The organism is Nicoliella sp. ESL1120 (assembly GCF_058508515.1).
Map to the genome: position 1 here is coordinate 870,611 of NZ_CP196383.1, position 13,081 is coordinate 883,691.

Sequence of the window (13,081 nt, forward strand, 5' to 3'; positions counted from 1 at the left end):
ATGAATTTTTATGAAGCAAGTAATCAAATAAAGCAAGGAAATTTAGCCCCCATTTATTTAATTACTGGAAAACAAGAATATCTAATGGAGCAATTAAAAAAACAATTTATCAATTTGATTCCAAAGGATGATCGGACGATGAATCTCGCTATTTATGATATGGAGACGACACCGCTTGCTGATGCAATGAATGATGCAATGTCTGCGCCATTCTTTGGTGAGAATAGAATGGTCATAATTAATAACCCTATTTTTTTAACGGGTGAGAAAAATAAAAATAAAATAGATCATGACACAGACGAATTGTTAAAATACATCAATGATCCACTTTCTTCAACCATTTTGGTATTTATTGCTCCTTATGAAAAACTAGATTCGCGAAAAAAAGTTGTCAAACAGTTGAAAAAACAGGCTGTTTGTGTTGACCTTCAAGCGATTAATGAATTTGAGACCAAAAGGTATGTTGGTAATTTTTTGCAACAACATGGATATCGAATCGATTCGCATGTAATGTATCAACTAATGCAAAGAACTGATGGTCAGTTATCTGCTATTATGATCGATATTTCAAAACTAATGATCTATTGTCAAAAAGATAAGTTGATTACTAGTCAAGCTGTTAAAAATTTGGTTACCAAGACTTTAAATCAAAACATATTTACATTGGTTGACATGGTTTTGAAGCGGCAGACTACTAATGCAGTTTCACTGTATCAAGAGTTATTAGTCGAAGGACAGTCTGCAATTCAAATTAATGCAGTCCTATTGAGTCAATTTCGATTATTACTTCAGATAATGATTCTTAAAAATTATGGTTATAGTCAAGGTAAATTAGCTAGTGAGTTAAAGGTTCATCCATATCGGGTTAAACTGGCTTTACAGATCATTAGGAACTATCAATTTAAAGATCTAAAACGGGCTTTTTTAGGATTAACTGATATTGAGAGACAATTAAAGAGTACCAGTGAGTCTCCAGAATTACTATTTGAAATGTTCATGCTTAAATTTGCATAAAAAAAGATTCCATTAGCAATTTACTAATGGAATCTTTTTGGTAATAAAAAAACCCAGTCATGAGCTGAGCTTTTTTATTACTTATTGAAAAGTCTAGTAAGACGTGACTTGTCACGGCTAGCTTTATTAGCTTTGATTAAACCTTTTGATTTAACGTGGTCAATCTTGCTAATGGCAGCCTTGAAAGTTTCTTCAAGATTATCAGAACCAGCTGCTTGAGCTTTTTCGAATTTCTTGATAGCATTTCTCATTGCACTTTTTTGTACAATGTTTTGTTTTTCTGCTTTTTCATTAGTCTTAACACGCTTGATAGCGGATTTGATTACTGGCATGATTTCACCTCCAAATACGAAGTAATGTCCATAATTCAACACTTTTTTATTATACAGACTCATTATCTTAATTGCAATAGTATTTGCTTAAATCAGTGTTACCATAAAAAAATGACTAAAATGGGGTTGTTTAATATTCAATTATCTAGTATGATTAATTAGTAAAAAGTTTTTAACCTAGACTTAGTTTTCCACTTTCTCACTAGTGATTACTCAGTTATAGGTGTTTATATACAATGAAAGGTGGGATTTTTTATGGCTCTTACACAAGCACATAAAAATGAAATTATCAAGAAGTACGCTCGTCACGAAGGTGACACTGGTTCAGCAGAAGTACAAATCGCTGTTTTAACTGCTGATATTAATGAAATTAACAACCACATGAAGGAACACAAGAAGGATTTTCATTCACAACGTGGATTAATGAAGAAAATTGGTCACCGTCGTAATCTTATTGCTTACTTACGTAACAAGGATGTACAACGTTATCGTGAACTAATTAACAGTCTTGGCCTACGTCGTTAATACTGTTAAAAAGGGTGGGCTGCTATTTGCAGCACACCCTTTTTTTGTACATAATAATACGTTCGGTTTTAAAGTATGATAAAATAATTCATAGATATTATGAACGTAAATAAAAGAAAATATTTTTGAGGTGAACTCTATGAAGGAAAAGGTTAAAATTATTCCACTTGGTGGAGTAAGGGAAGATGGCGAAAATTTATATGCCGTTGACATTAATGACGGTATTTATATTTTAGACTGTGGGCTTAAGTACCCAGAAAACGAAATGTTAGGGATCGACTTTGTGATTCCAGATATAACTTATTTAAGAGAAAACAAAGATCGAATCGTAGGGGTATTTTTAACCCACGGACATGCGGATGCAATTGGTGCACTTCCTTACTTTTTATCCGAATTTAATGTTCCTGTTTTTGGATCAGAACTAACAATTGAACTTGCTAAGTTATTAGTTAGTGATAATAAAGAAAGTAAGAAATTCAATAATTTTAACGTAGTTAATGAAGATAGTGAAATTCTATTTGATGACGTTACAGTTACATTTTTCAAGACTACCCATTCAATCCCTGAGTCAATGGGAATCGTATTAGATACGAAATATGGAAAAATTGTCTATACTGGTGATTTTAAGTTTGATCAAACCGCATCCAATGGTTACCAAACTGATTATGCAGCACTTGGTGATATTGGTAGAAGTGGTGTTTTAGCTTTATTGAGTGATTCTTCTAATGCTGAAAATCCTAATCCAGGAACGAATGAACGTAAGATCGCTAATTACATTGATGATGCCTTTGAATATCATGATAACCGTATCATCGTTGCTTGTGCAGCTTATAATATTTTACGAATTCAACAAGTATTTAACGCAGCGGCTAAAAGTGAACGCAAGGTATTTCTTACTAATCAAAATTTAGAAAAGATTGTTAATACTGCAATTAAATTAGATAAGTTAACACTCCCCAAAGATGATTTATTGATCTCTAAAGTTGCTGATTTAGAAAAATTAGATCCATCTGAAGTCGTTATTTTACAAACTGGAAAGATGGGCGAACCAATTAAGGCCCTTCAAAGAATGACTAGTAAGAATTCAGTTGATAATCCAATTAGTGTTAGGGAGGGCGATTTAGTATTAATCGCGACGACTCCAGCTCCAGCAATGGAAACAAATGTAGCTAGAACTCGTGACATGATCTATAGAGCAAACGCAGAGGTTAAAATGATTTCAGATGACATCAAATCGTCTGGGGATGCTAGTCAAGAGGATCTTCAATTCATGCTCAATATTTTGAAACCTAAATATCTAATTCCTGTTCAAGGAGAGTATCGGATGCTAGAAGCACATTCAATGGTTGCTGAAGAAGTTGGTTTTCCAAGTGATCATATTTTCATTCCTGCAAAGGGGGATGTTTTAGAATATGATGGCAATAAAATGCTACGTGCAAGCAGTGTTGATGCTGGTGATATCATGATTGATGGAATTGGTGTTGGAGACATTGGAAATATTGTTTTGCGAGATCGAAAAGTCCTATCTGAAGATGGAATTTTTGTGGTCGTAGTTACTATTAATCGGAAAAAGAAAACGGTGATTGCTCAACCTAAGATAACTTCTCGTGGATTTATCTATGTTAAAGCTAATAAGACCCTTATGAACGAGGCTTCTAAGATTGTTTATGATGCTGTTCAATATAATTTAGATAATAAGGAATTTGATTGGGGTCATCTAAAACAAGATGTTCGTGATAAATTAAGTTCGTTTTTATTTGATAAAACGAAGCGGCGTCCGGTTATTTTACCAGTGATCATGGAAGTTCATCAACACCATAAGGGACATAAGGGTGGTAAGAAGCCTAATAATTCAAAAGAGAAAAATTAGGAAGTGAATTAGACTTTGAACTACGATGAATTATGGCAAACAATCTATCAAAATTTAGATGCTCATCATTATTCGATTGCGGTTTCTGATTTAAAAAAAATTTATGAAAATGATCCATCTAAAAAGGCCAACCAATTGTTAGTGAATGCCTTAGTCGATGCTGGTGATTATTTACAAGCAAAAGAATATTTGTTAGAAAAAATTAATGATTATCAGGACTCACAAGCTGATTTTAAATTAATGATAAAGATTTTTGGCTTGAACCATAATTTTATTCAGGGACAGATATTAATTAATTCAGTAAAAGACTTTAATTTTAAGAAAGAATTACAAAATGACTTTGATAAGCTAGTAAACGATGCCTTAGTTAGTAATTCTGATGAAATTAATCAATTAGTAAGTGATTTATATCATATTGGTGCAAAAAAGATAGTTGATCAACAAAGAATAATTACTAATGCCATGAATTTACCCGTTAAAAAGTATATTGATGGGGGAATTGGGGCATTATCTGATCCGTTTTTATATCCAGCAATTCGTTTTGATTTGTTAGACGTGTTCCGTGAATTAGGCGTTTCAAGGCAGATTGAAATTAAATGGATTGATGGCCAAACTCACTTAGTAGACTGTCGAAATTTATTACCATTGATCAAGACTAAAAGTGCCATTGGCATTTTTAAAGTACTGGAAGACCGTTTTGGACAAACTGCGCCAACGGTTTATGAAAACATGATAAAGACCTTTAATTTATTCTTAGCTTATCTATACCCATTTAATGACGTTGTTATTAAAAATTATGCACTTTGGGTTGATGTTGCTTATCAACTTCAGTGTGGGAAGTTAATTGATCTTAATCAATGTGGCGAAGACACAAAAATAGCTTATAATTGGCAAATTAAGTTACTTAAAATAATTGATTCAATAAAATGACTTGACAATTAAATCAAAAGTTGATTTAATCTAAACTGTCGAAAATATTTATATTTAGGTGTTTACAAATAATAGAGCAATAGATATAATATTAGAGGATATTCTTCTTGAGAGCGATACAACTTTGTATTTTTGAGAAGATGTAGTATAATAATACTAAAAGATGTATCGCAATCTCGCGATACTAGTCTTTCGAAAATAACAGGAGGTTTCATTAATGGCAAAAGAACATTATGAAAGAACAAAACCCCATGTAAATATTGGTACTATTGGCCATATTGATCATGGTAAGACTACTTTAACTGCAGCTATCACTAAGGTTTTAGCTGATAGAGGTTTAGCAAAGGCTGAAGATTACGCTGATATCGATGCAGCCCCAGAAGAACGTGAACGTGGTATCACGATCAACACTGCCCACGTTGAATACGAAACTGAAAAGCGTCACTATGCTCACGTTGATGCTCCAGGACATGCTGATTACATCAAGAACATGATCACTGGTGCTGCTCAAATGGATGGTGCGATCTTAGTTGTTGCTGCAACTGATGGTCCTATGCCACAAACTCGTGAACACATCCTTCTTGCTCGCCAAGTTGGTGTTGAATACATCGTTGTATTCTTAAACAAGACTGATTTAGTTGATGATGACGAATTAGTTGACTTGGTTGAAATGGAAGTTCGTGAATTACTTTCAGAATACGATTACCCTGGTGACGATATTCCTGTTGTTCGTGGTTCAGCTCTTAAGGCTTTACAAGGTGACGAAGAACAAGAAAAAGTTATCTTGAAGTTAATGGACATCGTTGATGAATATGTTCCAACTCCAGAACGTGATGACAGCAAGCCATTCTTAATGCCTGTTGAAGACGTATTCTCAATCACTGGTCGTGGTACTGTTGCTTCTGGTCGTATCGACCGTGGTAAGATCGGTGTTGGTGACCCAGTTGAAATCGTTGGTCTTACTGACGAAGCATTGAAGTCTACTGTTACTGGACTTGAAATGTTCCGTAAGACTCTTGACGAAGGGGAAGCCGGAGATAACGTTGGGGTATTACTTCGTGGTGTTGACCGTGACCAAGTTGTTCGTGGACAAGTTCTTGCTGCTCCAGGTTCAATCAAGACTCACAAGAAGTTTACTGGTCAAGTTTACATCTTGAGTAAAGAAGAAGGTGGACGTCATACTCCATTCTTCTCAAACTACCGTCCACAATTCTACTTCCACACCACTGATGTTACTGGTGTTATCGAACTAGAAGACGGTGTTGAAATGGTTATGCCTGGTGATAACGTTACTTTCCACGTGGACTTAACTAAGCCAGTTGCCATTGAACAAGGTACTAAGTTTACCATCCGTGAAGGTGGTCACACTGTTGGTGCCGGTGTTGTTTCTGAAATTGATGACTAATTTTTAGATAATAACATTTAAAAGGTTTGAAGCTTTATGCTTCAAACCTTTTTTTTATTTAATAGAAAATCTTAATAATATCAATATCATTTAGATGCTTTGATTGCTTGATTTTGGCTAAGATGGTATAATTTCATATGTAGTTATTAAGGACTAGTTAATCTAATTGATTAGTAGTTTAACGAAGTTATTTGATTATGATCAAATAAATTAATAATAAATATTTTTCATGTCGGAGGGAAAAGAATGTCTGCAAAATGGGAAAAAAAAGGTACTAATGATGGTGAATTAACTTTCGAAATTGGTGCTGATAAAATCAAGGAAGGTTTGGATAAAGCTTTCCAAAAGAATAAAAAGAATATTAATATTCCTGGATTCCGTAAGGGAAAGGTTTCACGTCAAATCTTTAACGAAATGTACGGTGAAGAATCACTATATCAAGATGCTTTAAACATTTTACTTCCAGAAGCTTATAGTAATGCTGTTGAAGAAGCTGGCATTGAACCAGTTGCTCAACCAGAAGTGAACGTAGAATCACTTGAAAAGGGTAAGCCATGGGTCTTAAAGGCTGTTGTTACTGTAAAACCTGAAGTTAAGCTTGGTGAATACAAGGGCATTTCTGTTGAAAAACAAAATACTCGGGTATACAAAAAGGATATTGATGCAGCAATCGAAAAGAAGCGTCAATCACAAGCTGAATTGGTTCTTAAAGATGATAAGCCAGCTGCAGAAGGCGACACTGTAATTATTGATTTTGATGGTTACGTTGATGGTAAGCCATTTGATGGTGGTCAAGCTAACAACTACTCATTAGAATTAGGTTCACACTCATTTATTGATAACTTTGAAGATCAATTAGTTGGTCACAAAGCTGGTGATGAAATCGATGTTGATGTTACCTTCCCTGAAAATTACCAAGCAAAGGAACTAGAAGGCAAGAAGGCTACTTTCAAGGTTAAGATTCATGAAGTAAAGGAAAAGCAATTACCAAAACTTGATGATGAATTCGCCAAGGATGTTGATGAAGATGTTGATAGTCTTGATGAATTAAAGGATAAGGTAAAGGATCAACTTAAGGAAGAAAAGGAAACTGAAGCAAAGAACAACATTGAAGATGAAGCAATCAGTGGTGCTGTTGATAATGCTGAAGTTAAGGAAATTCCTCAAGCAATGATCGATGAAGACACTGAACGCCAAATGGATCAATACCTTGCAAATATGCAACAACAAGGAATTAATGCACAAATGTACTTCCAACTTACTGGGACAAGCAAGGAAGATCTTAAGAAGCAATTTGCTGATGGCGCTAGTCGTCGTGTAAAGACTAACCTTGTTCTTGAAGCAATTGTTGAATCTGAAAACATCAAACCAACAGATGACGAAGTTAAAGAAGAAATTGCTACTTTAGCTAAACAATACGGCATGAAGGAAGACGCAATTAAGAGTGCTTTATCAGAAGATATGCTCAAGCATGATATTGCAATTCAAAGTGCTGTTAAGTTAATTACTGATAGTGCAAAGCAAGATAAGCCTGCTAGCAAGAAAAGCGATAGCGAAGAATAATATTTCTTGATAAAAAACCAGTTGGCATCTAGGCTAGCTGGTTTTTTATTATAAGCTAATCGTTTTAACTACGATGTAATTTATGCTATAGTGTTGGAACTGAAGTTTATAAAACGAAAATGTGAGGTGCATACATTTGTTTGAAGATGATGATAAAGGACCAGTAATCTGTTCCTTCTGCGGGAAATCACAGGATCAAGTTCAAAAGATTGTTGCTGGACCTGGTGTTTATATTTGTAATGAATGTATTGATCTGTGTAAACAAATTGTTGATGAAGAATTAGCTCAAGAATCACGTGGCGGTGAAATTAAGTCACTGACCCCAGCTGAAATTGTTGATAAGCTTAACCAATATGTAATTGGCCAAAATGAAGCTAAAAAGACGCTGTCAGTGGCTGTTTACAACCATTATAAGCGGATTAAGAGCATGGCTACTAATAAGCCTGGCGATACTGAATTACAAAAGAGTAATATTGCAATGATTGGACCAACTGGTTCAGGGAAAACTTACTTAGCCCAAACCCTAGCTCGAATTTTGAACGTTCCATTTGCGATTGCAGATGCAACGACGTTAACTCAAGCTGGGTATGTAGGTGAAGACGTTGAAAATATCTTACTCAAGCTATTACAAAATGCTGATTTTGATGTGGAAAGAGCCCAAAAGGGAATTATCTACATTGATGAAATTGATAAGATTGCTAAGAAGTCTGAAAACGTTTCAATTACTCGTGATGTTTCAGGTGAAGGGGTTCAACAATCGCTATTGAAGATCCTAGAAGGAACCGTTGCTAACGTTCCACCTGAAGGCGGCCGCAAGAATCCACAACAAAAATTCATTCAAGTGGATACTACTAACATTTTGTTCATTGTTGGTGGGGCGTTTGATGGAATTGAAAATATCGTTAAAGATCGGTTAGGAAAGAAAACCATTGGGTTTGGAACTGATGATAATGAGTTAGCTGATATGGATGATAATGATATTATGCAACACGTTATTACAGAAGACCTACTTAAGTTTGGGTTAATTCCTGAATTTATTGGTCGTTTGCCAATTCTCACTGCCTTGAATAAATTGACTGAAGCTGATTTAGTTCGGGTACTTACTGAACCTAAGAACGCGCTTGTTAAGCAATATCAAAAATTGCTTGAATTAGATGGTGTGCAATTAGATTTCGAAGATGGTGCCTTGAAGGCAATGGCTAAGCTAGCAATTGATCGTGATACTGGTGCTCGTGGGTTACGCTCAATTATTGAAAGTGTAATGGAAAATATTATGTATGAAGTACCTAGTCGCGATGATGTTGATAAGGTCGTTGTTACAAAGGACTCAGTTACAGAACATGCTGATCCAAAGCTAGTTTTAAAAGCAGAATCTAAATAAATTAAAAAGCAGGTGCTTACCTGCTTTTTTTAAGGAGAAAAAACATGGATGTTCATAACGTTAATTTATTGATCAGTGCAGTTAGTCCAAGCCAATACCCAAAGACAGGGTATCCAGAAATTGCCTTGGTTGGCCGCTCAAACGTTGGTAAATCTTCACTAACGAATACCTTGATTAATCGCAAGAATTATGCACATACTTCTAATCAACCCGGTAAGACCCAAACTTTAAATTTTTATGAGGTTGAAGATGCGCTTTACTTTGTTGATGTCCCAGGATACGGCTATGCGCGAGTATCAAAATCTGAACGTGAAAAATGGGGAACGATGATTGAAACGTATTTAACTAAGCGCCCCCAACTAAAAGGAGTTATTTTACTAATTGATGGTCGGCATGATTTAACTCAAGATGATCGTCAAATGGCCGAATGGTTAGATTATTTTGATGTTCCAAGGCTAGTTGTTGCTACTAAAATGGATAAAATTGCTGGTGGTAAATGGAATAAGCAATCCAGTATGATTCATAAGGCGATTAACGTTGATGATCAGGAATTGATTATGTTTTCAGCCAAAACCAAACAAGGTAAGGATCAAATTTGGGACTGGATTGAAAAACAAGTTAACTAAAAAATAGCTCTCACTTGTGAGGGCTATTAATATACTTATTTATCAGTTTTATCTTGTGAAAGAATTTTGGTCTTATTATTACCCTTGTCTTGACTCTTCTTCTCAGCCTTTTTCATGAATTTATCTCTTTCATTGTCCTTAGGGTCAATTTGAGCAAATTTACCAAGCATTTTATCTAAGTCATTTTGTAAATTAATTTTTAATCCCATAATTACATCTCCTGCCTTTATTTTATTTCATAATAGCAGAAAATGATTTATTTGTCATCAAAGGAAGTGATAAGTTGGCAACTGAACATATTGAAAACAAATTAAAACTATTGCCTGATTTACCTGGATGTTATCTAATGAAGGATAAAAATGGTCATATTATTTATGTAGGAAAGGCTAAAAATTTAAAAAATCGAGTGCGTTCTTATTTTAAAAGTAGTCATACTGGAAAAACAGCCAAGTTAGTATCTACAATTCGTGATTTTGAGACGATTATTACTGCAACCGATAAAGAGGCTTTTCTTCTCGAAATTACCTTGATTCAAAAGCATCGGCCTTACTTTAATATTCAATTAAAGCAGGGAAATAACGGCTATCCATACATTAAGATTACGAATGAACGGGATCCACGATTAATGATCGTAAATGCAGTTAAAAACGACGGTGGATATTATTTTGGCCCTTATCCGAATGTCTATGCTGCTGATGAAACGTTGAACTTTTTGCAAAAAATGTATCCGTTAAGACGTTGTAATGGTTTTCAACATCGTCCCTGTCTTTACTATCATATGGGACAGTGCCTAGGTGCTTGCTTTAAGACGGTTCCTAAAGAAGAGTATGAAAAACAAATTAAAAAAATTAAATCATTTTTGAATGGCAACGTTACCGTTGCTAAGAAAGTATTAACTCAAAAAATGCATGAAGCGGCCGATAATCTAGAATTTGAGCGAGCAGCAGATTTAAGAGATCAACTTAAGTACATTGAAGTGACGGTTGAAAAGCAAAAGATTATTTCACAAGATACAACGCCACGGGATGTATTTAATTTTTACTTTAATAAGGGTTGGATTTCAATCCAAATCTTTTTTATTCGGCAAGCACGGTTAATGAAACGAGTAAAGCGGGTTTTTCCAGTGGTAAGTTCAGCCACTGAAGAAATGACCAGCTTTATTGTTCAATTTTATCAAAAGCGTGATCAGCCGCTACCAAAAGAAATCTTAGTCCCTACAGACTTACCAAAATCTGTTTTGAGTAAGGTGTTAGGGGTTCCCGTTAGAACTCCCCAACGCGGGCAAAAAAGAGCCCTGTTAGAAATGGCTGGTAAAAATTCTAAATTAGTACTAGATGAAAAATTTAGACTAATTGAATTAGATCAGTTGAAAACCACTGGTGCGATGAATGAGCTAACTGATGCGTTAGGCATTCCTAGGGGGCATAGAATTGAAGCTTTCGATCATTCTCACATTCAGGGGACCGATCTAGTTTCTGCAATGGTAGTATTTGAAGATGGGCAACCCAATCGTAAATTATATCGTAAATATAAATTAACAACTGTGGACCATGCTGATGAAACCGCAAGTACCAAGGAAGTAATTAGAAGACGTTATTCTAGATTATTAAAAGAGCATGCATCCCTTCCTGATTTAATATTGATGGATGGTGGTGAAATTCAGATGAACGCAGTTAAGGACGTGTTGGTAAATGAGTTGAATTTAAACATCCCGGTTGCAGGAATGGTAAAAAACACCAAGCATAAAACTGCCGATATTTTATTTGGGAATGCTGATCAACCATTAAATTTGAATCCCAAGAGTCAAGCTTTTTATTTAGTTCAAAGGGTGCAAGATGAGGTGCATCGGTTTGCAATTAGTTTCCACCGTCAGGTCCATACTAAGCACTCGTTAAGCTCACGCCTTGATGGAATCAAGGGGGTTGGCCCTAAGACCAGAAATAAATTGCTGCGTCATTTTGGATCAATGAAAAATATCGAAACCGCTAGTGCTGATGAAATTGCAGCGTTAGGAATTTCGAGTACCGTTGCTCAAACAATTAAATTTAGTTTAAATAAGGCCCCATCAGAATCCAATAAAAATTAGCTATCATTAGGAACTTATAATATAATTAATAATATAATTAATAAGGATTAGGAGAATAAAATTGTTTGTAGATCAAGTTAAAATTAATGTCCAAGCCGGAAAGGGTGGCGACGGCGTTGTCGGGTGGCGACGTGAAAAATATGTACCCAATGGAGGACCTGCTGGAGGAGATGGTGGACATGGCGGTAACGTTGTGTTTAAAGTTGACAGTGGGATGAGCACACTCATGGATTTTCATTATAGCCAAAAGTTTAAGGCTGCTAATGGAAATAACGGTGGTAGCAAAAAAATGACTGGAAGAAGCGGAGATGACCTAGTAATCAATGTTCCTGAGGGAACTAGTATTTATAATGATGATACTAACCGCTTAATTTGCGATTTAGTTAATCCTGGGGATCAATTTATCGTTGCTAACGGTGGCCGTGGTGGTCGCGGAAACGTGCACTTTGCCTCTGCTAGAAATTCTGCTCCAGAAATTGCTGAAAACGGTGAACCAGGTGAGGGTTTTAGCGTTCGTTTAGAATTAAAATTACTTGCCGATGTTGGTTTGGTTGGTTTTCCATCCGTTGGAAAGTCGACTCTACTCTCTGCAATAACTAGTTCTAAACCCAAAGTAGCGGATTATCACTTTACGACGCTGGTTCCTAACTTAGGAATGGTAAGGTTAAATGATGGTCGGGACTTTGTAATTGCCGATTTACCTGGTTTGATTGAAGGGGCTTCTGCTGGTACGGGGCTCGGGTTTCAATTCTTACGGCACGTCGAACGGACGCGAGTTATCTTACACTTAGTTGATATGAGTGGTGTTGAAGGCCGTGACCCGTTTGTTGATTATCAAAAAATCAACCAAGAACTTGCCAAATACGATGAAAACTTACTTTTACGGCCTCAGATTATCGTTGCCACTAAGATGGATATGCCAGATGCAGAAGCAAACCTAAAGCAATTTACCAATCAAATTGATAGCGAAGGCAATCAAAGACGCATTATTGCAATTTCTTCTATTACGCATAGCGGTTTGAAGGAATTAATTGGTGCCACTGCTGACCTATTGGATGAGACCCCTAAGTTTCCAATTACAGATGTTGAAGAGGAAGTTTCAATCCAATCTGATCTTGATGATGCTCCGTTTACCATTACCCATGAAGAAGATGGTAGTTGGACGTTATCTGGAAATCGCTTAGAAAAACTATTCCAAATGACTGATACGACCCATGAACAATCAATGCTTAGATTTGCACGTCAACTACGCGGAATGGGCGTTGACGATGCATTAAGGGATAGTGGTGCCAAGAATGGCGATACTGTTAATATTTTAGATTTCTCATTTATTTATGAAGTTTAGGGGC

General features: G+C 35.7%; 12 protein-coding genes. 10 read left to right on the top strand and 2 right to left on the bottom strand.

What is annotated here, in order from left to right; translation table 11 throughout:
- The gene (gene holA, locus ACSYTE_RS03785) at positions 1 to 1,014 is read left to right on the top strand and encodes a DNA polymerase III subunit delta (protein WP_491716138.1); all 1,014 of its coding nucleotides are present in this window, start codon (positions 1 to 3) and stop codon (positions 1,012 to 1,014) included.
- Positions 1,015 to 1,091: 77 nt separating this feature from the next.
- Here holA and rpsT read toward each other — a convergent pair whose 3' ends face one another.
- Positions 1,092 to 1,346: a 30S ribosomal protein S20 gene (gene rpsT / locus ACSYTE_RS03790; protein WP_491716139.1), complete on the bottom strand. Its 255-nt coding sequence runs from the start codon at positions 1,344 to 1,346 to the stop codon at positions 1,092 to 1,094.
- 255 nt (positions 1,347 to 1,601) lie between these two features.
- Here rpsT and rpsO point away from each other — a divergent pair, with 255 nt between their 5' ends.
- The 7 genes from rpsO to yihA all read left to right on the top strand — a co-directional run bounded on the left by rpsO (position 1,602) and on the right by yihA (position 9,646).
- Positions 1,602 to 1,871 (top strand): 30S ribosomal protein S15, encoded by a 270-nt coding sequence (rpsO, locus tag ACSYTE_RS03795; RefSeq protein ID WP_491716140.1) that lies wholly within the window; start codon positions 1,602 to 1,604, stop codon positions 1,869 to 1,871.
- Positions 1,872 to 2,010: 139 nt separating this feature from the next.
- On the top strand, positions 2,011 to 3,741 hold the full coding sequence (locus ACSYTE_RS03800; RefSeq protein ID WP_491716141.1) for a ribonuclease J: 1,731 nt from the start codon (positions 2,011 to 2,013) through the stop codon (positions 3,739 to 3,741).
- A 15-nt stretch (positions 3,742 to 3,756) separates the two neighbouring features.
- Complete coding sequence (locus ACSYTE_RS03805; protein WP_491716142.1) at positions 3,757 to 4,671, top strand: hypothetical protein; 915 nt, start codon at positions 3,757 to 3,759, stop codon at positions 4,669 to 4,671.
- A 217-nt stretch (positions 4,672 to 4,888) separates the two neighbouring features.
- Positions 4,889 to 6,076: an elongation factor Tu gene (gene tuf / locus ACSYTE_RS03810; RefSeq protein WP_491716143.1), complete on the top strand. Its 1,188-nt coding sequence runs from the start codon at positions 4,889 to 4,891 to the stop codon at positions 6,074 to 6,076.
- 246 nt (positions 6,077 to 6,322) lie between these two features.
- Entirely contained in the window at positions 6,323 to 7,639 is a 1,317-nt protein-coding gene (gene tig, locus ACSYTE_RS03815) for a trigger factor (RefSeq protein ID WP_491716144.1), read from the top strand.
- Between the two features lie 136 nt (positions 7,640 to 7,775).
- Positions 7,776 to 9,020 carry an ATP-dependent Clp protease ATP-binding subunit ClpX gene (clpX, locus tag ACSYTE_RS03820; RefSeq protein WP_491716145.1) on the top strand — a complete coding sequence of 415 codons (1,245 nt, stop codon included), beginning with the start codon at positions 7,776 to 7,778 and terminating at the stop codon, positions 9,018 to 9,020.
- Positions 9,021 to 9,064: 44 nt separating this feature from the next.
- On the top strand, positions 9,065 to 9,646 hold the full coding sequence (yihA, locus tag ACSYTE_RS03825) for a ribosome biogenesis GTP-binding protein YihA/YsxC (RefSeq protein WP_491716146.1): 582 nt from the start codon (positions 9,065 to 9,067) through the stop codon (positions 9,644 to 9,646).
- Positions 9,647 to 9,681: 35 nt separating this feature from the next.
- Here the strand turns inward: yihA and ACSYTE_RS03830 are convergent, their stop codons facing one another.
- Positions 9,682 to 9,855, bottom strand: a complete 174-nt coding sequence (locus ACSYTE_RS03830; RefSeq protein WP_491716147.1) for an SPJ_0845 family protein — start codon at positions 9,853 to 9,855, stop codon at positions 9,682 to 9,684.
- A gap of 74 nt (positions 9,856 to 9,929) precedes the next feature.
- Here ACSYTE_RS03830 and uvrC point away from each other — a divergent pair, with 74 nt between their 5' ends.
- Both uvrC and obgE read left to right on the top strand, forming a co-directional pair.
- Positions 9,930 to 11,732, top strand: a complete 1,803-nt coding sequence (gene uvrC, locus ACSYTE_RS03835) for an excinuclease ABC subunit UvrC (RefSeq protein ID WP_491716148.1) — start codon at positions 9,930 to 9,932, stop codon at positions 11,730 to 11,732.
- 61 nt (positions 11,733 to 11,793) lie between these two features.
- The gene (gene obgE, locus ACSYTE_RS03840; protein WP_491716149.1) at positions 11,794 to 13,077 is read left to right on the top strand and encodes a GTPase ObgE; all 1,284 of its coding nucleotides are present in this window, start codon (positions 11,794 to 11,796) and stop codon (positions 13,075 to 13,077) included.
- Positions 13,078 to 13,081 lie beyond the last annotated feature (4 nt).

What these genes read in the sequence shown, in the direction of transcription:
- ACSYTE_RS03800 (WP_491716141.1), top strand. Translation starts at nt 2,011, where the DNA reads ATGAAGGAAAAGGTTAAAATTATTCCACTTGGTGGAGTAAGGGAAGAT.
- ACSYTE_RS03830 (WP_491716147.1), bottom strand. Translation starts at nt 9,855, where the DNA reads ATGGGATTAAAAATTAATTTACAAAATGACTTAGATAAAATGCTTGGT.
- yihA (WP_491716146.1), top strand. Translation starts at nt 9,065, where the DNA reads ATGGATGTTCATAACGTTAATTTATTGATCAGTGCAGTTAGTCCAAGC.
- tig (WP_491716144.1), top strand. Translation starts at nt 6,323, where the DNA reads ATGTCTGCAAAATGGGAAAAAAAAGGTACTAATGATGGTGAATTAACT.
- rpsT (WP_491716139.1), bottom strand. Translation starts at nt 1,346, where the DNA reads ATGCCAGTAATCAAATCCGCTATCAAGCGTGTTAAGACTAATGAAAAA.
- holA (WP_491716138.1), top strand. Translation starts at nt 1, where the DNA reads ATGAATTTTTATGAAGCAAGTAATCAAATAAAGCAAGGAAATTTAGCC.
- tuf (WP_491716143.1), top strand. Translation starts at nt 4,889, where the DNA reads ATGGCAAAAGAACATTATGAAAGAACAAAACCCCATGTAAATATTGGT.
- rpsO (WP_491716140.1), top strand. Translation starts at nt 1,602, where the DNA reads ATGGCTCTTACACAAGCACATAAAAATGAAATTATCAAGAAGTACGCT.